At 35.6% G+C, this 21,385-nt stretch carries 25 protein-coding genes and 1 tRNA gene; 12 read left to right on the top strand and 14 right to left on the bottom strand.

Annotated elements, in window-relative coordinates; translation table 11 throughout:
* Positions 1-106: 106 nt before the first annotated feature.
* From gap to AC1DIT_RS01135, 5 genes are all read right to left on the bottom strand, one after another.
* Complete coding sequence (gene gap, locus AC1DIT_RS01155) at positions 107-1,111, bottom strand: type I glyceraldehyde-3-phosphate dehydrogenase (RefSeq protein WP_016112485.1); 1,005 nt, start codon at positions 1,109-1,111, stop codon at positions 107-109.
* Between the two features lie 26 nt (positions 1,112-1,137).
* Positions 1,138-2,166, bottom strand: a complete 1,029-nt coding sequence (cggR, locus tag AC1DIT_RS01150; RefSeq protein WP_016112486.1) for a gapA transcriptional regulator CggR — start codon at positions 2,164-2,166, stop codon at positions 1,138-1,140.
* Positions 2,167-2,301: 135 nt separating this feature from the next.
* Entirely contained in the window at positions 2,302-2,547 is a 246-nt protein-coding gene (locus tag AC1DIT_RS01145; RefSeq protein WP_016132395.1) for a glutaredoxin family protein, read from the bottom strand.
* A gap of 9 nt (positions 2,548-2,556) precedes the next feature.
* Complete coding sequence (rpoN, locus tag AC1DIT_RS01140) at positions 2,557-3,864, bottom strand: RNA polymerase factor sigma-54 (RefSeq protein ID WP_016112488.1); 1,308 nt, start codon at positions 3,862-3,864, stop codon at positions 2,557-2,559.
* Between the two features lie 457 nt (positions 3,865-4,321).
* A tRNA-Arg gene (locus AC1DIT_RS01135) sits at positions 4,322-4,397 on the bottom strand.
* A 182-nt stretch (positions 4,398-4,579) separates the two neighbouring features.
* On the opposite strand from AC1DIT_RS01135, the gene AC1DIT_RS01130 reads away from it, so the two are divergent.
* The 8 genes from AC1DIT_RS01130 (at position 4,580) to clpP (ending at position 9,211) form a co-directional block, all read left to right on the top strand.
* The gene (locus AC1DIT_RS01130; protein ID WP_003201925.1) at positions 4,580-4,786 is read left to right on the top strand and encodes a DUF1657 domain-containing protein; all 207 of its coding nucleotides are present in this window, start codon (positions 4,580-4,582) and stop codon (positions 4,784-4,786) included.
* A gap of 115 nt (positions 4,787-4,901) precedes the next feature.
* Complete coding sequence (locus AC1DIT_RS01125) at positions 4,902-5,390, top strand: YhcN/YlaJ family sporulation lipoprotein (RefSeq protein WP_016112489.1); 489 nt, start codon at positions 4,902-4,904, stop codon at positions 5,388-5,390.
* A 34-nt stretch (positions 5,391-5,424) separates the two neighbouring features.
* A complete protein-coding gene (gene spoVAC, locus AC1DIT_RS01120; protein WP_016112490.1) occupies positions 5,425-5,901 on the top strand; it encodes a stage V sporulation protein AC in 477 nt (158 codons plus the stop codon).
* Positions 5,902-6,918 carry a stage V sporulation protein AD gene (gene spoVAD / locus AC1DIT_RS01115; RefSeq protein WP_016112491.1) on the top strand — a complete coding sequence of 339 codons (1,017 nt, stop codon included), beginning with the start codon at positions 5,902-5,904 and terminating at the stop codon, positions 6,916-6,918.
* Complete coding sequence (gene spoVAE / locus AC1DIT_RS01110; RefSeq protein ID WP_016112492.1) at positions 6,915-7,265, top strand: stage V sporulation protein AE; 351 nt, start codon at positions 6,915-6,917, stop codon at positions 7,263-7,265. The genes spoVAD and spoVAE overlap by 4 nt, the downstream gene beginning before the upstream one ends.
* Before the next feature lie 11 nt (positions 7,266-7,276).
* Complete coding sequence (locus AC1DIT_RS01105; protein WP_016132396.1) at positions 7,277-7,483, top strand: DUF1657 domain-containing protein; 207 nt, start codon at positions 7,277-7,279, stop codon at positions 7,481-7,483.
* 20 nt (positions 7,484-7,503) lie between these two features.
* Complete coding sequence (locus AC1DIT_RS01100; RefSeq protein ID WP_016132397.1) at positions 7,504-8,379, top strand: DUF421 domain-containing protein; 876 nt, start codon at positions 7,504-7,506, stop codon at positions 8,377-8,379.
* 250 nt (positions 8,380-8,629) lie between these two features.
* Positions 8,630-9,211, top strand: a complete 582-nt coding sequence (gene clpP / locus AC1DIT_RS01095) for an ATP-dependent Clp endopeptidase proteolytic subunit ClpP (protein ID WP_001049163.1) — start codon at positions 8,630-8,632, stop codon at positions 9,209-9,211.
* 311 nt (positions 9,212-9,522) lie between these two features.
* Here clpP and AC1DIT_RS01090 read toward each other — a convergent pair whose 3' ends face one another.
* The 6 genes from AC1DIT_RS01090 to AC1DIT_RS01065 form a co-directional block, all read right to left on the bottom strand.
* Positions 9,523-10,233, bottom strand: a complete 711-nt coding sequence (locus AC1DIT_RS01090; protein WP_016132398.1) for a Crp/Fnr family transcriptional regulator — start codon at positions 10,231-10,233, stop codon at positions 9,523-9,525.
* 220 nt (positions 10,234-10,453) lie between these two features.
* On the bottom strand, positions 10,454-10,618 hold the full coding sequence (gene rd, locus AC1DIT_RS01085) for a rubredoxin (protein WP_000759862.1): 165 nt from the start codon (positions 10,616-10,618) through the stop codon (positions 10,454-10,456).
* 25 nt (positions 10,619-10,643) lie between these two features.
* Positions 10,644-11,864 carry an NAD(P)/FAD-dependent oxidoreductase gene (locus AC1DIT_RS01080; protein WP_016132399.1) on the bottom strand — a complete coding sequence of 407 codons (1,221 nt, stop codon included), beginning with the start codon at positions 11,862-11,864 and terminating at the stop codon, positions 10,644-10,646.
* Between the two features lie 21 nt (positions 11,865-11,885).
* Positions 11,886-13,121: an FprA family A-type flavoprotein gene (locus AC1DIT_RS01075; protein ID WP_476998011.1), complete on the bottom strand. Its 1,236-nt coding sequence runs from the start codon at positions 13,119-13,121 to the stop codon at positions 11,886-11,888.
* A 160-nt stretch (positions 13,122-13,281) separates the two neighbouring features.
* Positions 13,282-13,989 (bottom strand): class I SAM-dependent methyltransferase, encoded by a 708-nt coding sequence (locus AC1DIT_RS01070; RefSeq protein WP_016112497.1) that lies wholly within the window; start codon positions 13,987-13,989, stop codon positions 13,282-13,284.
* A 164-nt stretch (positions 13,990-14,153) separates the two neighbouring features.
* Positions 14,154-14,876 (bottom strand): YwiC-like family protein, encoded by a 723-nt coding sequence (locus AC1DIT_RS01065; RefSeq protein WP_016112498.1) that lies wholly within the window; start codon positions 14,874-14,876, stop codon positions 14,154-14,156.
* 522 nt (positions 14,877-15,398) lie between these two features.
* Here AC1DIT_RS01065 and ric point away from each other — a divergent pair.
* The 4 genes from ric to AC1DIT_RS01045 all read left to right on the top strand — a co-directional run bounded on the left by ric (position 15,399) and on the right by AC1DIT_RS01045 (position 18,863).
* Positions 15,399-16,106 carry an iron-sulfur cluster repair di-iron protein gene (gene ric, locus AC1DIT_RS01060; protein ID WP_016112499.1) on the top strand — a complete coding sequence of 236 codons (708 nt, stop codon included), beginning with the start codon at positions 15,399-15,401 and terminating at the stop codon, positions 16,104-16,106.
* Between the two features lie 278 nt (positions 16,107-16,384).
* Positions 16,385-17,071, top strand: a complete 687-nt coding sequence (locus AC1DIT_RS01055) for a Crp/Fnr family transcriptional regulator (RefSeq protein ID WP_016112500.1) — start codon at positions 16,385-16,387, stop codon at positions 17,069-17,071.
* Positions 17,072-17,393: 322 nt separating this feature from the next.
* Positions 17,394-17,621, top strand: a complete 228-nt coding sequence (locus tag AC1DIT_RS01050; RefSeq protein WP_016112501.1) for a DUF1858 domain-containing protein — start codon at positions 17,394-17,396, stop codon at positions 17,619-17,621.
* 12 nt (positions 17,622-17,633) lie between these two features.
* Positions 17,634-18,863 carry a DUF438 domain-containing protein gene (locus AC1DIT_RS01045; protein WP_476998010.1) on the top strand — a complete coding sequence of 410 codons (1,230 nt, stop codon included), beginning with the start codon at positions 17,634-17,636 and terminating at the stop codon, positions 18,861-18,863.
* 247 nt (positions 18,864-19,110) lie between these two features.
* Here AC1DIT_RS01045 and AC1DIT_RS01040 read toward each other — a convergent pair whose 3' ends face one another.
* From AC1DIT_RS01040 to AC1DIT_RS01030, 3 genes are all read right to left on the bottom strand, one after another.
* Positions 19,111-19,368, bottom strand: a complete 258-nt coding sequence (locus AC1DIT_RS01040; protein ID WP_016112503.1) for an HPr family phosphocarrier protein — start codon at positions 19,366-19,368, stop codon at positions 19,111-19,113.
* Between the two features lie 23 nt (positions 19,369-19,391).
* The gene (whiA, locus tag AC1DIT_RS01035; RefSeq protein WP_016112504.1) at positions 19,392-20,342 is read right to left on the bottom strand and encodes a DNA-binding protein WhiA; all 951 of its coding nucleotides are present in this window, start codon (positions 20,340-20,342) and stop codon (positions 19,392-19,394) included.
* An 87-nt stretch (positions 20,343-20,429) separates the two neighbouring features.
* A complete protein-coding gene (locus tag AC1DIT_RS01030; RefSeq protein WP_016132400.1) occupies positions 20,430-21,383 on the bottom strand; it encodes a gluconeogenesis factor YvcK family protein in 954 nt (317 codons plus the stop codon).
* Positions 21,384-21,385: the final 2 nt, after the last annotated feature.

The raw sequence follows: 21,385 nt of genomic DNA, 5'->3' as shown, positions 1-21,385 counted from the left end.
ACAAAACCCATTCAAAAGCTTATCACATTTGCTTCTAAAACGAAAGAAGAGAGAGGGAACAAACCCTCTCCCTCGTTTTGTCATTGAGAACTTATAAACTTAAGAATTAAAGACCTTTAGAAGCGATGTAGTCTACTAAGTCAACTACGCGGTTAGAGTAACCAGTTTCGTTGTCGTACCAAGAAAGAACTTTAAGCATGTTGCCTTCCATAGTCATTGTAGATAATGCATCAATTGTAGAAGAATTTGTGCATCCGTTATAGTCGATAGATACTAATGGCTCTTCGCTGTATCCAAGGATACCTTTTAATTCGCCTTCAGCTGCTGCTTTGAATGCTGCATTTACTTCTTCAACTGTTACTTCTTTGTCAAGTTCAACAACTAAGTCAACAAGAGAAACGTTAGCAGTTGGAACACGTACTGCGCCACCGTTTAATTTACCTTTAAGTTCTGGTAATACTAATGCTACCGCTTTAGCTGCACCAGTTGTAGTTGGAATCATGCTCATTGCTGCTGCACGTGCACGACGTAAGTCTTTATGTGGTAAGTCTAAGATTTGTTGGTCGTTAGTGTAAGAGTGAATTGTTGTCATCATTCCACGTTTGATACCGAACTTCTCGTTAAGAACTTTAGCGAATGGTGCTAAGCAGTTTGTAGTACAAGAAGCGTTAGAGATTACATTGTGTTGAGATGCATCGTATTCTTCGTGGTTAACACCCATAACAACAGTGATATCTTCGTCAGAAGCTGGTGCAGAGATGATAACTTTTTTAACTGATCCACCTAAGTGTTTTTCAGCGTCTGCTTTTTTAGTGAAGCGTCCAGTAGATTCTACTACTACTTCTACTCCGTAGTCACTCCATGGTAATTGTGCTGGGTCACGCTCAGCGATAACTTTGATTTCTTTACCGTTAACAACGATGCTGTCGCCGTTAGCAGATACTTCTGCGTTTACTGTTCCGTGAACAGAGTCATATTTTAAAAGGTGAGCTAAAGTGTTAGCGTCTGTTAAGTCGTTGATTGCTACTACTTCCACGTTAGGGTTGTTAAGAGCTGCGCGGAATACCACACGTCCGATACGTCCAAATCCATTAATACCAATTTTAGTCATTTGAATTTCCTCCTTGGGGGATTATATTAAAGGGTAATACCCTTTGTTAACTGTTTTGCTGCACCTTCGTCTGTAATTAGAATCGAAGTGTGCCCTTGTTTAATTACAGCCTGTATTGCTTTTGCTTTTGAAGAACCTCCAGCGACTGCAACAACGTGAGATACATGATGTAAATCTTTTAGCTGCATACCTACTGTTTGTACTTTATGAACGACATTACCTTGTTCATTGAAGTAATAACCGAAAGCTTCGCCGACTGCTTCACTTGTTTTAATTTTCATCCAATCTGCTTCTGAAGTACTTCTGCGACGTGCCATTGTTAACGCATCACCTATTCCATGAATGACGATATTGGAAGATCGAATCAACTCAAGAACTTCTTTCACGGAAGGCTCTGTTACAATGGAAGCATATGCTTCGCTACTAACATGGTCTGGAACATACAATAAGCGATAATTACTCATCGTATTCTGTGCCATTTTTGCACAAATGGTATTGGCCTCTAATTCGACGCCTTCTCCAATTCCACCACGTGCTGGGACAAATAGCATATGTAAATCTTTGCAATCTAGTTGCATCATGTCCGCAGCAGCAGCTAGCGTTGTTCCTCCAGCCACAGCAACGATATTATTCGCTGTCAGATGATCTTTTATACAAGTCACACAAGCACGGCCCATCTCCAGCTTGACCCAGGGTGATTCATCACTATCACCAGGAACAACGAAAACTTCATCCAAGTCTAATGTTTCCTTAAGTTGTTTTTCTAAAACCTTTAACCCGGAAATTTCTTTCATAAAGTCTTCCAAAGCAAGAACCACAGTTGTTCCTTCTTCTGTTAAAGTCATTCCAGAAGAGGCGACGTGAACTAAGTTTTGTTCTTTCAAAACTTGTACTTCACTTCGCAATACTCGTTCTGTCATACCAAGACTTGCAGATAAATTTCTTCTGCCAATCGGCTGCATGAGACGAATGTGCTGAAGAATTTGCATTCTCGTTTGCATAACAGGTAGCAGATCAGGTAATAATTTTTTTGTATTTTGAATCCATGAGCGCATATCTTTTCTCCTCACTGCATCGGTTCATTTTCCCTCGTGGTCACTTTGTGTCCCGTAGTGACATTTTATGTCCCACTAGGTTTAAAAAAATAATCCCTGCTACGTTTATTATTGTAACAGGAGATAGAAACTTATTCAACTCTTAACTGCATTCTTTATATAGTTTATTATGACATCTTTGTGAATGACACCGCATCCCGCCTGTTTTCCGTCAATTTCCACGACCGGAATCATAAGTTGATACTTTTCTAAAAGCTCATCGTCTTCATATATATCTATTTCCTCGATTTCAAAAGAATATACATGCTGTACCTCTTTCAAAATCTGTTTTGCTTTCACGCAAAGGCCACAATCTGTTTTCGTATATAAAACAACCTTCATCTTCTTCACCTATCCAATTGTTTTTCGAAGAGAAGAAGCAGGAATGTTCATTTGTTCTCGATATTTTGCAACTGTTCTACGAGAAATAACGATTTCATGCTCTTCTTCTAACAATTTTGAAATTTTCTGATCGGAAAGTGGTTTTTTCTTGTTTTCTTTTTCTACAAGCGTTTGCATCAATTGCTTTACACGTTTTGTAGAAACGGCCTCATCTTCTGTTGTCACCACTGCATTGCTAAAAAATGATTTCATTTCAAACAATCCGTGCGGCGTTTGTACATATTTATTACGGGTAGCACGGCTAATTGTAGATTCATGTACACTTAGTTCTTCAGCTACTTCTTTTAAGGAGAGTGGTTTTAAGTACTCTGGCCCCTGCCAAAAGAAATCATGTTGTTTCTTCATAATGATTTCCATCACTTGCAAAAGCGTTTGTTTCCGTTGCTTTAAACTGCGCATAATCCACTGCACATGCTGATACTTCTCAGATACATAAGAAGCAACCTCACTTTCACTATTATGAAGAAGTGCACTATACTCTGAATGAATTTCAATCCTTGGCATGTTACGTTCATTCATTTGTAAAACGAGACGATCGCCGTCCTTTTTAACAGCCATATCAGGAACAATATAAAGCGGTTTTTCAGAGCTAAACGCAAGCCCTGGTTTTGGCTGAAGCGATGTAATACAATCAACAGCTGATTGTAATTCTTCATTATTACATTTCATAACATGGCTAAGTTTCCGCCAATCTTTCTTAACAAAATACGCGAAATGTTCATCCACAATCATTTCTGCCAGCTCATCTCGTTTTTGTAAGCGCTTCAATTGAAGTGATAGACACTCCTGAATATTACGTGCTCCCACCCCCGCTGGCTCTAATGACTGGACAAGCTCCATAGAACAGTCCACTACATCAATATGTGCTGCAAGTAGTTCTGCTAATTCTTCATTTGTTTCTTGTAAATAACCATTCTCATCCATGTTCATAATGATGAAAGAAGCTGCTTTTCGCTGTTCTTCATCTATTTTATAATACTGTATTTGATCTAATAAGTGTTGCTGAATCGTTGTCGAATCCACACTGTAAATTTCCATTTGATTATCAATTTGTTTGCTTGTACTTTTACTTTTGCTTGAGCTCTTTTTCTTCTCCCTCTCAAAGCCACCTAACTCAATAAGGGGATTCTCTAACGATTGCTCATACAAAAACTCCGATAATTCCTGCACATTATATTGGAGCATTGTAATCGCTTGTCTTAACTCTTGTGTCATGGCCAAACGTAAGCTTTGTTCTTGTAAAAGACTTGCCTTCAAACTAATCTCCCCCTTGTTTCTATTGTACAATAAGTTCCCTAAAAGGAGAATCCTGCGCAGATACCCATTCCAAATATTATTAATTTATATGTATTAATGAAATTTACATCTTACAACTGAAAAATGGATAATATTGAAAGAAAACAATAAAAAATATATATAAATACAAGTTGAAGAACTGACATAAAACCTTTCTTTTTTGAGTAGAAGAGAGGATCCGCTCAAAAAAGAAGCGGTCAGTGCCTTTTTTAGCCCCGTGCCAAGTGAAAACAAAGAGAGAGACCAAATGCAGGTCACCTTTTGTTCTTCATAACGGCGACTGATACGCTTGAAAATCAAAATGAATATATAACAATCATTTTTTATAACCACATACTAATAGTAAATCTTATGAACAGATATAACAAGAAGGAAATAAAAAAGTCCTAACCTACAAATGTAAGTTAAGACTTTTTGACGCGCCCAGAGGGATTCGAACCCCCGGCAGACGTGGTACCGGAAACCACCGCTCTATCCGACTGAGCTATGGGCGCATAAATGATATATTGGTAATTATATCTTCTTATGCCAATGTACGCAACTACTATCATATAAAAAAGCTCTCCTCACTATTTCTTCAAAAACAAATCATCAATCCTAAATTTGGTAATTATAATTTAGGTCCTACTCACAAATTATAATCATTGAATTCATATTCTTAAGGAGGCTTCATTCAATGACTGTAATTACAAAATTAAAACAAACTGTTTCTGGATTAAAAAGTGCGCAAGCAAGCTTAGAAGGGTTCGCTCTTGATACGGACAACCAACAAGCAAAACAACTTTTCCAAACAGCTGCACAACAAACACAATCTATTATTGATTCTTTAAACCCACGTGTTGATGAAGTTCAGCAAGAAGAGCCTCAATACGGACAACAATAAGTGAAAGTACTATACCATCTCATGGCACTCACTTTTTGAGAAACAGAAAAAGGATGATTCCATATCATCCTTTTTCACTCAGATTACATAAAGCAATAGAAATGGAATGATCGTAATGCGAAAACTTGGAATCATAACCGCGTTATTCGTACTCCTACTCAGCTCATTTACCGGCTGTGGTAGGAGTCCATTAGATAAAAAAGTAAAAAAAGAAGAAGCGAAACGAACAGAGGAAAAGAATGGTCCAAAGTTAACGAAGATGAGTACAGAATCCTTTAATCAGTCTATCTCTCAAGAGGCAAAGAAGAAAGTACTTGCTATGGAGGAAATAATAAAAGCCACAGCCGTTAACTCCAACTTAGATCTTTACATAGCTGTCAAACCAGAGCATCACGAAAGATTTGGTTTAAAACCTCTGCGCACCAAAATCAAAAAACAATTAAGCGATGAGTATCCTACTTTCGATATTCGAGTAAGTACAGATCGAAAAATTTTCATGCTGTTAGATACGCTAGAGAACAAAATTAAGAAAAAAGAAGTAAACAAGGATCAAATTAAAAAACAATTAAAGCTCATTCAATCAGAAATAAAATCCGATACGTAATTGTACGTTTTCTAAAAGAAAAGGAAGGATTCAAATGTCCAGTAAAGACAAAAATTTAACACCTGTACAACAGGAATATAAAAAATTCGCACAACAGCGCGAACCGAAACGGCCTGTTTTAAAAAATTGTATAAAAGCTTTTTTTGTTGGCGGTCTTATCTGTTTTATTGGCCAACTCATCTCTACCTTTTATATCACCTATTTCGATTTCACTGAAAGATCTGCTGGAAACCCAACAGTAGCGACACTCATTTTCATCTCTATGTTGCTAACTGGATTCGGTGTGTATGACCGTCTTGGACAATTTGCTGGCGCTGGTACAGCTGTACCGGTTACTGGTTTTGGCAATTCTGTTATCGCCGCATGCATCGAACACCGCACGGAAGGTTTTGTCCTTGGGGTAGGTGGCAATATGTTTAAATTAGCAGGATCCGTTATTTTATTTGGTGTATTTTCTGCTTTCGTAATCGCTCTTATTAAAACCATTCTTATTCAATGGGGAGGCTTGTAAATGTTACAAGGACACCGAACATGGGTATTTGAAAATAAACCAGTTATCATTTCAACAGGTGTAATCGGTGGGCCATTTGAAGCAAAAGGAAAAATCCCTGAAGACTTTGATACTCTTCATGAAGATTTATGGCTCGGGCAAGATTCTTATGAAAAGGCGCATAAAATTTTATTTGAAGAAGCTTGTAGCCGCGCAACGGAGAAAGCAAGACTTCGTAAAGAAGATATTCAATTTGTACTCGCCGGAGACTTAATTAACCAAATTACACCTTCAAGCTTTGCTTGTCGTACACTTGGCACTCCTTATCTTGGATTATTTGGTGCTTGCTCTACTTCTATGGAAGGCCTTGCTCTCGGTGCAAGCATTGTAAATGCAAAAGGTGCAAAATATTTATTAACAGGTTCATCAAGTCATAATACAGCCGTGGAAAAACAATTCCGCTATCCAACTGAATACGGCGGTCAAAAACCACCTACCGCTCAATGGACCGTAACTGGTGCTGGTGCTGCGCTTTTAAGTAGTGCAGGAGATGGACCGCGTGTGACATCCGCAACAATTGGACGGATTGTTGATATGGGCTTAACTGACCCCTTTAACATGGGAGGCGCGATGGCTCCAGCTGCTGTCGATACAATCGAAGCACATTTACGCGATATGCAAATTGATGCATCTCACTATGATTTAATCGTAACGGGCGACCTAGGTCATGTCGGACGTGAAATTTCCTATGATTTACTGCATAAGCACGGAACAAAAGTAAAGAGCGAGCAATTTCAAGATTGTGGATTGCTCATTTATCGGGAAGGCCAACCCGTCTTAGCTGGCGGAAGCGGGGCAGGTTGTTCAGCAACAGTCGTATACGGACATTTATTAAACCGAATGAAGAAGGGTGAGTTCAAAAGAATGCTTGTCGTAGCGACCGGCGCTTTATTGTCTCCTCTTACATTTCAACAAGAAGAAACCATTCCGTGCATCGCTCATGCCGTATCGATTGAATTTGGAGGTGTAGAGCAATGATTTTTTTCTGGGCTTTTGTCATCGGTGGACTCATCTGCGTAATCGGACAGCTTATGTTTGATGTCGGTAAGCTCACGCCCGCTCACACAATGGCAACACTCGTTGTTGCTGGTGCTATATTAGATGGATTTAATTTATATGAACCACTAATCGATTTTGCCGGAGCTGGGGCAACCGTTCCGATTACAAGTTTCGGAAACGCCCTTGTTCATGGAGCAATGGCAGAAGCGGCAAAGCACGGGATTGTCGGCGTTATAACAGGTATGTTTAAAGTAACCAGTGCTGGTATCTCCGCAGCCATTATATTCGGATTTATCGGCGCATTACTATTTAAACCAAAAGGATAAGAGGTGTTCCCATGACCGTTGTTGCTAGTGTAAAAACATGTCTCGCTAGTTTAAAAGGTGCCCAAGCAAGTTTAAGTGCCCTTTCACAAGACGCGGCTGACGAAGAAGCAAAACGCGTTTTCCATGAATGTATGTTAGAAATGGATAGTGTTATCGCTGATTTAAAGAACAGAATTTCGATGTTAGAACGGGAAGAACCACAATATAAAGGATTTTAGGCAAACTGGAGGGAATTTATATGCCTCACATTCACATACCAGAATGGCCACTTGTCATTATACGTTCTTTATGTATCTTGATTATTTTATTCGCTATCACAAAATGGCTTGGAAAAAGACAAATCTCTCAGCTTTCTTTTTTCGAATACATAGCCGGTATGACAATTGGTGATATCGCTGCTGAAGTATCGACTGGTCTAGAACAAAACTTTTTCCACGGTGTTTCCAGTATACTTGTTTTTGCGATCGTACCTTTTTTCGCTGGACTTGCTTCTTTAAAAAACAAAACAGTACGAGACTTCTTTGAGGGAAAATCTACTGTTTTTATAAAAGATGGAAAAGTACTCGAAGATAATTTGAAAAAGGAAAAATATACAAGCGATGAATTACTCGAACTCCTTCGTAAAAAAGATGTATTCAACATAGCTGATGTTGAATTTGCTGTATTAGAGCCAAATGGCGAATTAAACGTCTTATTGAAGAAGGATAGACAACCACTAACCGCAAAAGACATCGGACTAAAAGTGCCAAACGAAAAGGAAACACATACAGTGATTATGGATGGCAATGTACTAGATGAACCACTTTCAGCTAGCGGTCATAATCGCGCTTGGCTTCACATGGAGTTAGAGAAGATTGGAGTTGTAATAGAAAATGTCTTTCTTGGACAAGTCGACTCTTACGGACAACTTACTATCGACATCTATAATGACAAAATCCAAATGCCTTCGCCTCAAAATAAGCCATTGCTATTAGCTTCTCTAAAAAAATGTCATGCTGATCTTGAATTATTTTCTTTAGAAACAAAATCGAAATCGGCAAGCCAAATGTATAGTAAAAATGCACAACAAATCGAACACATTTTAAATAAAGTAACCTACCTCTTAAAAGAATAGGAACCAAAAGGACGCTTCTACAAAAAAGGCGTTCTTTTGTTTTTTATAAATAACATACTTCTCCTATTACGTTTAAATTTATATAATTCGGTTATGATGTTGAAGATACATAAGCAGGGAATTCCAAAAACATAGCGAATAAATCATGATACAACTACATATTTTTTTGATTTAAAGTGGTTTCGTTTGACCTTTATTGACCATAATTGTATTATAAGACTAAGAAAGCTTTCAAAGGAGGAAATAACAGATGAATTTAATTCCTACAGTAATTGAACAAACAAATCGTGGAGAACGCGCTTACGATATTTACTCTCGACTATTAAAAGACCGCATCATTATGCTTGGTAGCGCAATTGATGACAACGTAGCAAACTCAATCGTTTCCCAGCTTTTATTCTTGGAATCTCAGGATCCAGAAAAAGATATTCACATCTACATCAACAGTCCTGGCGGTTCTATCACAGCAGGTATGGCAATTTACGATACAATGCAGTTTATTAAACCACAAGTATCAACAATTTGTATCGGTATGGCAGCATCTATGGGTGCGTTCCTACTTGCAGCAGGTGAAAAAGGAAAACGTTATGCACTTCCAAACAGTGAAGTAATGATTCACCAACCACTTGGCGGCGCACAAGGTCAAGCGACTGAAATCGAAATCGCTGCAAAACGTATCCTATTCTTACGTGAAAAATTAAACCAAATTCTTGCTGATCGTACAGGTCAACCATTAGAAGTTCTACAACGCGACACAGACCGCGACAACTTCATGACAGCAGAAAGAGCACTAGAATACGGCTTAATCGATAAAATCTTTACAAATCGTTAATAGATTAAAAGCGGAAGCGGCTCGTTTAAAAAGGTTGCTTCACAAAAAAGCTATCGCATATGCGATAGCTTTTTTCTTATGGAATAGCGAAAGTGTTTCGAAACAAAACGCTAATAGAAGCTTTAATCAGTACCACTGGTTAAAATTTCACTTTCTCTCCCACCTAATTCTCCCTCTGAATCTTGAGATAGGAGCTCATTCTACGAAAGAACAAGTGAAGAGCAGTATGTTTCCAAAAGTAGAAAGGAATTCAATATTATGCATAGTCTCCTTAATATTGATTTTTATCTAGTTTAATATACCCTATCCAGTTACTCGATATATTCTCTAAAAGCTAACTTATTTTCAACTATAATCTGCTTATTTCCAATTGACGTCATAAATCCTAAATCTTCAAATTTACTTAATTTACGACTAATTGTTTCTCTTGTCATTCCTATATAGTTTGCCATTTCTTCTCGTGTCAATGGTAAGTTTATAAGTATTCCTTTATCAGTATCTTTACCATACGTTTCACAAAATTCTAGAATTATATAGGCGATTCTAACTTCCGGATTATTTGTTGCCAAATTGTGTGCTAAATTCTCCGTGTGTGCTAACCGTTGTGTAACGGTTTTTAACAATTTTAATGCAATACCTGGATTCCGCTCCATAATACTATCCATATCAACTTTTGTTAACATACAAATTTTTATATCTTCTATAGCATATGCACTGAAATTACTCTTCTCATCGCAATTAAATATATTTAATTCACAAAAACATTCACCACTTGTTAAAATATGCAAGATTTGCTCTTTTCCTTGAAGAGTTAATTTGGATAACTTTACTTGCCCCTGATTAATAATAAATAATGTATCTGACTTCTCTCCTTCATGAATTAATGGTTGCCCCTTTTTAAATTGCTTATGTTTTGTCATTGAAGCTATTTTTAAAATTTCTTCATCAGATAGGGACTGAAAAATGAGGACCTTTCTTGGACAAGGCTTCACTGTATTTTTACGATAACATTTTTCTTTCACATTACCTCACCTAACTTTAAATATATTATATAAAGTGAAACTTTAATCAGTAAGAATTTTCTTATCCCTTGCCTAACCTCTCTACTTTTGCTGAATTCTAATCGTATCTACATTATTATATCTTTTCTTAAAGTACCCACGTGTGACCCCAATCACATAAAAAACTCTTTCCTTATAAAAAATAACGAGAGATTAAATAATCTTCTCGTTACTTTTTTTGCTATTCTTCTACTGGCGCAAAATGTTCAGTATCTTCTCCACATACTGGACACACCCAATCTTCTGGTAAATCTTCAAAACTTGTTCCTGGTTCTATATCTTCGTCTGGATCTCCAATTTCTGGATCATAAATATAACCACATGGTAAACAAATATATTTTTTCATTATAATGCCTCTTTCTATTACCATATTAAGATTGTAGTTTCTCTTTTACCTTGCTCATTATTTCACTTATATTCGTATTTTTTATATTGATCTCTTCCAATGATACTTGTTCTTCAATAGCGGATTTGTAAGGGATAGATGCAACTACTCCTTCTAATGAGATAACACCTACTATTTTATTATCTTTAATAAACAACCTTGTATATTTCTCTTTGCCATCCTCTTCAACAATCGTTGTATCACATTGTTTTTCATCAATACATCCAATTGAAAATAAAGATATATCAAACGCATTAAAGATTGTAACTGGAATTGCTTTCTTGTAAGTAGCAGAAATAGAAACCATGTTACTACCTGCAATTTTTCCTTGATCCATTGCTCGTCCCCATAGACCGTCAATTTCACCATTTACCTCCGCTACATCCCCAGCAGCATATACAGACTCCACATTCGTTTCCATCATCTCATTGACAACAATACCTCTATTTACGTGGATAGGAGTATGATTCACTAGTGAAATGTTAGGAGTGACTCCAATTGAATACACAACACTATCACAAGCAATTCGTTGATCACCATTTACTTTAATTCCAGTTACTTCTTCTCCTCCGAGAATAGAATCAATAGTTGTATTTAAATATACCTTTACTCCTGCACTTTCAATTTTTTGTTTTAATAAAAGAGACGTTTTCTCATCTAATTGTCTTCCCATTAATTTATCTGCAACTTCTACAATTGTTACTTTTTTACCTGCATTCACGATAGACCAAGCTGTTTCTAATCCTTGTACGCCTCCCCCAATGTTTACAACACTCTTTTTACCTTCTAAACATGTTTTAAAATCATCCGCGTCATGCATGTCTCTAATCGTAAAGACATTTTTTTTATTTATTCCATCTATTCGTAGCTTCTTATTATTTGCACCTGTACAGATTAACAGTTTGTAATAAGCAATTTTTTCATTATTCGCTGTAACAATATGTTGCTGCTTCGTATCTATTTTTACCACCTTTGTATTTGTAAAAACTGATATATTATTTTTTTGGTACCACTTCTCTTTTTTGATTAAAACTTTTTCGCTATGCAAATCTGTGTATAACTCTTTTGATAGTTTAATTCTGTTATAGGGTAAAGGCGATTCTTCACCAAAAATGAATATATTTGAATCTTTATCATGGTCTCTAACTATTTTTGCAGCATTTACAGCAGCTACTCCGCTTCCGATAATAACAAAATTCTTTTCCATGTCTTCACCTACGTTTTTCTATTAAATAGAGCTTAATAATAAGTCTGTAACAAATGTTGTTGCATGTTTGATTTGTTGTGTTTTTTCTTCACTCTTTGGAGAGAATCTTATGCGAATAGGGAATTCAACATGAGTCATACCTGTAGATTTAATAACATTTGATGTACTTTGGACATTCATGTTTGTTTCATTTAGGTAATCTTGTACTACCTCGATTGCTTCACCACTCCAACCGTATGATCCGAATGCAGCTGCGATTTTCCCTTCTAAGTTCATTTCCTTCACTTCTATTAAAATTTCTTCTAAGTTTCCAATCATATCTGCATATTTAGTTGACGATCCGATGAAGACTGCATCTGCTTCTTGAATACTTCCTAGAATCTGAGCTTTATCCGATTTATCAGCATTAAATACTGTTACTTTAATATTATCTGCCTCGAATGTTTCTTTAATGATATTCGCAATTTTTTTCGTGTTGTTTTTAATAGTTGTATATACAATTGTTACTTTTTTACCTTGCGTTGTATCTTTACTCATTTCTGCATATAAATCGATATATTTTTGGACATCTTTTCGTAAAATGTACCCATGAGATGGAGCGATCATTTGTACATCTAAACCTTCTAATGCCTCTATTAACGTTCTAACATATCTTCTATGTGGATGAATAATTGCATTATAATAACCAATAAAATCTTCTGTGATATCTACATTCGCTTCATCGATAAAAATTTCATCATTCGCTACGTGAGTACTAARAATATCACATGAGAATAAAATTTTATCCTCTATGCAATACGTGATCATTGTTTCTTCTGTATGAAGATATGGGGTTTCCTTAAATTTCAATGTTTTTCCACCAATATCTAATGTGTCACCATCTTTTACAACTAAAAAATTCCTGTTATGCAATTTATACATTTCTTGCAACTCAGGTACTGYAATTTCTGTGCATACAATTGTAGCTTTTGTAGCCCTTGATGCTAGTGCTGCCAAGCCACCTGAATGATCAGGTTCTGTATGATTCACTACAATATATTGAATTTCTTGTGGATCAATTAATTCACTTAAATATTCTACAAATTCTCTTCCAAACTCTAGATCAACTGTATCAATCACTGTTGGTTTTTCAGTTTTTAAAAGATACGCATTATAAGTTGTTCCTTTTGCTAAAATTAAACGATGAAACGGAACTTCTCTATTATCAATTTTTCCAACCCAATATATATCCTCTGTTAGCTTAATTTCTCTATTCATATTTTTCATTCCTCCTGATTGTTATCTGTTAACAACAAATGTATTATAAAAATTTCCCTAAGATAAAAAGATGACTGGAATCACATTTTGCGAAAACAAATAAAAAAAGTACTTTAGTAAATGAAAATCTTTTTCTTTACTAAAGTACTTTTTCACATATTTATTTTGTAGCTACAAGAACTAATGCAGACCCATTAGGTAAATACGCCTCTTTTTTAAAATTACCGAAAGTTTCTACAGCCCGAAAACCACATTCTTTTAACATAGGCAGGAGTTGTTTTTTCGTAATAGGATATAACGGAATACTATTTGACAATTCCTTATCATCCACATTCAATGTTGCAGTAAATAATACTTTTTCTCCTTCTAGCGTATAATTACGCTTAAAGGAGAAATGTTTCTTCTCTAGTACCGGAAATTTGAAATTATTTTCATCTAATACTTTTTCATAATTTACAATTTGAATCATTAGTTTTCCGTTTGCTTTTAATTTTTCATAAGATCCACAGATAAAATTAAAGATTTCTTTCGTATTATCTAAATGAACAAGTGTATTTCCAATACAATAAATACCATCAAATACTCCAGGCACATTTTCAATTTGTTGCATCCCAAATGTATTTACACTAAATATCCCTTCGTAAACTGCAGCCTTCTCTCGAATTTTTGCAGCCAGCGTCTTCTCTGGTTCCATTGCAGTAACAGCAAAACCCTTTTCAACTAGCGCTTGGGCTACATTACCTGTTCCTGCGCCCACATCCAGTATAGAGCTACCTTTTTGTAAATAAGAGACTATAAAATTTATTTGTTTCTCATTTGCAGGAAAAAGTTCATCATAATATGGCGTTAACGTTTGATAGAAAGTCATTATTTATACAGTCCTTTCAGTATCTAGCATTCAAATCATAATCAATTACTACCCGCAAATAGCAGGATAATATATATGAAATGTAAAAAAGCTATTTGAATCAGTTTCCTTATCAAAATATTACTGAACCATCACAAATTTACTGTAATAATTACGAGAAATTATTACAGTAAGGCTTTGGCTAACAACATTACTGTAATAAAAAAGTAAATCGAATTTACAATCTCTAAAATACCCAATTTTAAAATTGAAATATTTCTACCATAAAATATTATGGATCGTACTAAACTTGGTATAAAGATAATGCTAAACCACGGTGATACAATTAAAGTAATAATCACAAGTAAAGAATGGTACCCCCACGAAACCCAACGATACGTTGGATTCTTTTTCTCACGAATCATCGACTTTACATAAAACGTACTTCCCATAAAATATAAAAATGATATCACTGCAATTACACATGCTTTCTCATCAACTGTTTTCATTGTGAAATAATAACTAATTATTCCACCTATACAAAACAAAATAATAGCAAATATATCATTTAACAAAGCTCGTTCGTTTTTTTGACGTGAAAAATAAATATTTATGAAAAAGCATGGAAGCATAACAATGGAGAACAACAAAATACGCCATTCATATATAAGAGCAACGATCGCGAACACACAAGCCACACTAAAATAAAGAAAGAAATAATATAGGTAATACTTCTTTCGGGGGTGTTTTACATACATTAATAAAGGATACGTAGCTAAGTATACGAATAACCATGCCAAAAAAAGTGGAATATGGTACCACGTCCCTTTGCCAATTAATACACCTAAAATAAATGGAATAAGCAACATTCCCCACGCTCCATGCTGCTTTGGAATAATTAACTTCATTCTTTCGACACTCTCCCCCAAAGTTTTGATCAATAATGTCATATCGTACTACATACAAAAATATTTCAAATGTTTTTTATAATGCTTTGCTGCTGAATCAAACAAAAGGATCGAGGTCAATATCTATATAAAATAAATTCCCCATATCCTCTTTCATTAAAGATAAGCTATGTTCAAAGAGGATACTGTGAGTAAAATCACTGCATTATTTTTTCTTTGCAATTTTAAATTCATATGAATGGCTCATTTATTATAGGTTTCCTAAATTCATATAGATTACTAAAACCTAGATACCATAAAGTGAAACTTTAATAATAGCAGCGCTCATCCATAATGAATTCCACACCTTTAATCCAGCTCATCATTTAATATCCCAACCTTGTAGCGCAGTGAATCTAACATATATGAAAATCACTAACGATAAAACTCACTCATTATAAGTGATTTATATCACCACATGAACGCTAAATTGTTGATATCCTTAACCCAGATTAAACATTTAAACTTTATGGAGGTATTCATATGAAACGTATTTTTACCGAAAATTCCGTTATTGGCGATATTGTTACACAATTTCCAAAAGCAAGTGACCTTTTCAAATCATATAGAATAGATTTTTGTTGTGGTGGTAATAGACCGATTATCGATGCTATTAATGAAAGAAGTTTATCCGCAGAAGAAATTTTAACAAAGTTAAATACGCTCTATCATGAAACAAAACAATTAAACGAATCTGAATTTGATTGGAAAACAGCTTCTTATAGCGAATTAATTGATTATATTGTGAATAAACATCATCGCTATTTAAATGAAGAATTACCGTTGTTAAGCCCCTACGTAACAAAAGTGTTACGCGTTCATGGGGCAGGACAACCACATTTAGCTCAAATTCATAAACTATTCCATGAATTAAAAACAGAATTAGAGCAACATTTAATTAAAGAAGAAACAGAAGATTTCCCTTTGATTTTAGCATTTGAACAAAATCCAACTGATGAAAATTATATGAAATTACGCAAAGTAGTAGATGAATTAGAAAATGAACACAACCACGCTGGTGATATTATTAAAGAACTTCGTAAAGTTACAAATGACTTTACTCCTCCAGTAGGCGCTTGTGGCACTTATCGTCTTGTCTATCAACGACTTGAAGCTCTTGAATCTGATTTATTCGAGCATATACATTTAGAAAATAACGTTTTATTTCCGCGTGCAATTGCACAAGTTTAAATAAGAATAAAACAGGATAATTGAAAAGAGGAACAACGACCTCTTTTCAATGAATCCCGTTTTATCTATTACCAAACAGATATCTCCATTCACGAAAATCGTATACCTCCCTCTCTCCTCCCTTATGTTTCACAAACCTTACAAATTCCAATTTTGTTTTTGAAATTCGTCTCATTTTCAATCAAAAGTATGATTTTTATCACTGCTTCATTTTTCTATTTAGGATACATTAATAAGAAAAGCACTATCATTGGGATAATGTTAGGAGTGATGAATACATGTCAGAGATAATAAAAAAACACTTACAGGGAGTTTCCCTCTTTAAAGAACTTTCAGAAGAAGAAATTCAACCAATTGTAGAAATTTCACGAATGCGAATGTATAAAGCAAGATCATTTGTATTTATGCAGGGTGATACTCTTGACCGAGTATTTTTTATTCACTCCGGCAAAGTAAAAATTCAAAAAACAGATGCATCTGGCAAAGAACAAATTGTTTCTATACTTCAAGATGAAGAAATGTTTCCTCACTCCGGCTTCTTTCGAAAAGGTTCATTTCCTGCTCATGCTGAAATTCTTGAAGATGCCCAATTAATTGTCATTCCTATCGTTGATTTTGAGATGATTTTAATTAAGCACCCTGGATTATGTATTAAATTATTTAGAGTTCTTGGAGAAAAAATCGTGGATCTTCAAAATAGATTAGAAGAACAAATTCTTCATGACACATATGCGAGAATTATTATGCTACTGCTACGCTTATGTAAGTCAAATGGTGTACAGATAGATGACAAATATAAAATAACGACCCATTTTACGAACCGCGAACTCGCTAACATGATTGGAACATCAAGAGAAACTATGAGCCGAACTATTACTTACTTAAGAAAAAATGAGATAATTGCTACGGATGAGGATGGTTATTTCCTTATCGATCTAAATAAGTTGGAAAATGAAATTATATAATCAGATGCCAAACTGTCCTAAATCAATATTCTATTCGAAGTCATCCCCCTTTCATTAGTGATACTCCCATCAGCGGAGGCTTTCATCTTCCACTGATGGCGAACCTTCATTACAGCCTTTTACAGGCTGTTTACTCTGCGCTACCTCCCTTTTTCTCTCTAAATCTTGAGATCATAATCTCACCAACTGCGAATAACGAGATGAAAGTAAAAGTGACAAACTTGTTAAAAAAACGAATGTGTGATTTGGCTCACAATTTTATTCCTGCCTTTATGTTACAGTGTAATTGATAATTAATATCAATCATTTCGAGGTGAGAATAATGACAAAGCAAATTAATTTTCATCATACTGTTTATGATTTAACGACTCAATGTCCTGAAGTTCTTCCGATTTTAAAAAATCTTGGATTTGAAAATATAACAAAACCTAATATGCTACAAACCGTTGGACGAGTAATGACGATTCCGAAAGGATGTCTACTGAAAGGTATTTCATTAGACGTAGTAAAAGAGGCTTTTCAAAATAGTGGATTTCACATTAACGAGTAGAGGAGAATCCTTATGAGCGAAATCATTAATAACAGGGAACAAGAAGATATAAATAACGCTGAACGTCAAGCAATCTTAAAGACGATTATTAAAGATCTTCATAACGGAAAAAACATTGAAGATGTAACAGCTCAGTTTCAAGAAGCGATCGGAAATATTACCGTAGCAGAAATTTCAAAGCTCGAACWGGCACTTATGGAGGAAGAAGGAATTCCAGTTGAAGAAGTACAACGCTTATGCTCCGTTCATACAGCTGTTTTTAAAGGATCCATTGAAGAAATTCATCAATCTAATAAACAAGAAGAGCAACCAGGCCATCCCATTTATACATTTAAAATGGAAAACAAAGAAATCGATCTACTTGTGAATTTCAAACTTCAACTTCACTATGAACGTTTTGAAAAAGAAGATAGCGAAGAAAATATTTATAAACTAATAGAAGACTTAAATTTATTAATCGATGTTGATAAACATTATAGCCGGAAAGAAAATCTACTTTTCCCTTATCTAGAGAAATACGGCATTTATGGACCAACTCAAGTTATGTGGGGCGTTGATGACAGAATTCGTGCTGCTATTAAAGAGGCAAAACAAAAATTAGTAAATTATAATCAAGATAAAAAATCAGTCTTAGACAGCGTTTCTTTCGTCATCCATGACGTAACTGAAATGATTTTTAAAGAAGAAAATATTTTATTTCCGATGGCCCTTCAAACTCTTACAGAAGATGAATGGCTAAAAATCGCTCATGAAAGTGATGAAATTGGCTACTGCTTAACAAGTCCTACAAGTACATGGAAACCAGAAAGAAATATGATCAAAGAAGAAGCCCTGTCCGGAGGCCTGATTCGTTTTGAAACAGGTATATTATCTTTAAAACAGTTAGAACTAATGTTAAATCACTTACCTGTTGATATTACATTCATTGATGAAAATGATGTTGTGCGTTACTTCTCTCATGGAAAAGAACGAATCTTTGCTCGTACGAAAGCTGTCATTGGTCGAACAGTGCAAAACTGTCATCCACCAAAAAGCGTTCATGTCGTTGAAAAGCTCTTAGAAGATTTCAAATCTGGAAAAAAAGATTGCGAAGATTTTTGGATTCAATTTCAAGATAAATATGTATATATTCGTTACTTCGCAGTGCGCAATGCAGATGGAAAATATATAGGAACTGTCGAATTCACACAAAACATTCAACCAATTCGTGAGCTCCAAGGAGAAAAACGGATTCTTTCATAATTTATCTCGCATTAACGGGCAGTAAGACCCCCACCTCAAGATTCAAAGAAACCCGAGGTGGATAGGTGAGGGATCAACTGCCCGTAAAAGCCCGATTGGTGAGGGCTAATAATCAGTGGGGGATGAAGACCCTCCCACTGATTAAAGTTTCACTTTATATGAGAATGATAAAGTGAACTCATTGACGATTCAACACAACATATCGACCATTCACAGTAAAACAGCTATCGCGTGGGCGATAGCTGTTTTACTGTTTATTTTGCACATAAGCAGCCAGCGCTTCTAAAGCAGCTTCTGCATCTGACCCTTCTGTTATAATCGTTACACTGCTGCCAGATCCAATCGCTAAGCTCATAATCCCCATTATACTCTTCGCGTTGACTGTTTTACCATCTTTCTCAATGAAAATATCAGCATGAAAACGATTCGCCTCTTGTACAAACAACGCAGCCGGACGTGCTTGCAAGCCGTTTTTTAATGCAACCTCAACCTGTTTTTGAACCATAGCTCCGTTTCTCCCCTTTACCGTTATTTTTTTGCTACCGGTTCCCCCGCGCGTAATTTCTCTGCGATTTCATCGATTTTACGCAAACGATGATTGATACCTGATTTACTGATTTTCCCCCCAGATACCATCTCGCCTAATTCTTTCAATGTTACATCCTGATAATTAATACGTAATTGTGCAATCTCGCGCAGTTTATCTGGCAAGACATCCAGTCCCACCGTCTCATCAATGTAACGAATATTTTCGATTTGCCTTAAAGCAGCACCAATTGTTTTATTTAAATTGGCTGTTTCGCAATTCACTAAACGATTGACTGAATTACGCATATCGCGAACAATACGAATATCTTCAAATCTTAACAACGCATTATGTGCACCAATAATGTTTAGGAACTCCGTAATTTTCTCCGCTTCTTTTAAATACGTAATATACCCTTTACGCCTTTCCAACGTCTTACTATTTAAATCAAATCCGTTCATCAGTTCACATATAGAATCATTATGTTCCTTGTATAGCGAAAAGACCTCTAAATGATAAGATGATGTTTCTGGGTTATTTACTGAACCACCTGCTAAAAATGCACCTCTTAAATACGATCGTTTACAGCATTTCTTTTCAATCAATTCCTGTGAGATATTGCGAATAAATGAAAAGTCTCCTCTTACAATATGCAAATCTGCTAATATTTCACGTGATTTTTCAACAAGCCGAACGATATATACATTATTTTTCTTAAGTCGCATCTTTTTACGAACAAGTAATTCTACCGTTACGTCATATCCTTTTTTCAGCAATGTGTAAATTCTTCTGGCAATTGCTGCATTTTCTGTTTGAATATCAATCGAAAGACGACGGTTTGAAAAAGAAAGTGATCCGTTCATTCGAAGCAATGCTGATAACTCCGCTTTCTCACAGCACTCCTTCATCTCAAGCTTTGTCAGCTCTTTCTTTGTTTCTGATGCAAATGACACAGCCCCACCTCCTTATACGATATTTGGGAACAACAATTTTGTCCTATATGAATGAGTAGCGTTATCTCATAAAGAGATAACGCATGCTTATAACAACGAATATAAAATAGAAGCTAGTTTTAATGTATCATGTCTTACAACTTGATCATCATACTTTGCTAATTCATCTTGAATTAAACGAATCTTACTTTCAGCAAAACGATCTTCATCAACCACAACAGGTTCAGACAGCTCTTCTGCATACAGTTTACGTAATCCAGCAGGAATATCATGATTATTTACAATCGCTGTATCGATGAAAGGTGCTCCAAGATGATCATGCAAAGCTTGCACATGATCAAATGCTGTATACCCCATTGTTTCACCGGCTTGTGTCATGACATTACATACATATGCCTTTTTCGCCTTTGCAGCAAGAACAGCGTCCCCGATTTTTTTCACGATTAAATTCGGTAAGATACTTGTATACAAACTACCCGGACCAAAAACAAGCAAATCAGCCCGCTGAATCTCCATCAATGTCTCATACAGTGGTTCTACATCACTCGGTGTTAAAAATACGCGATTAATCTTTTTCCCAAAATACGGAATTTTCGACTCACCTGTTACAATTTGCCCATCTTCCAGTTCTGCATGAAGCACAACACTTTGATTGGCCGCTGGTAAAACACGCCCTCTTACATTTAACACTTTACTCGTTTCTGTAATGGCATGGAAAAAGTCTCCTGTAATCGACGTCATCCCAGCTAGCAATAAATTACCTAATGCATGACCCGTTAAACCTTCTCCGGATGTAAAACGATGTTGAAATAAAGCTTCCACAAGCGGCTCTACATCTGATAACGCAACAAGTACGTTACGAATGTCGCCTGGTGGTGGAATTTCTAACTCATCACGCAATCTACCTGAACTGCCACCATCATCAGCTACTGTAACAACCGCTGTAATATCAACAGGATATTTCTTCAATCCTCTTAATAAAACAGATAGTCCAGTTCCTCCTCCCATGATGACAATTTTAGGTTTTCTCTCTTTTTTCATCC

This window comes from Bacillus sp. 05T22, assembly GCF_056396765.1.
Note: the sequence above shows the minus strand (reverse complement) of the source record. Positions and strands in the feature narration are given on the sequence as shown.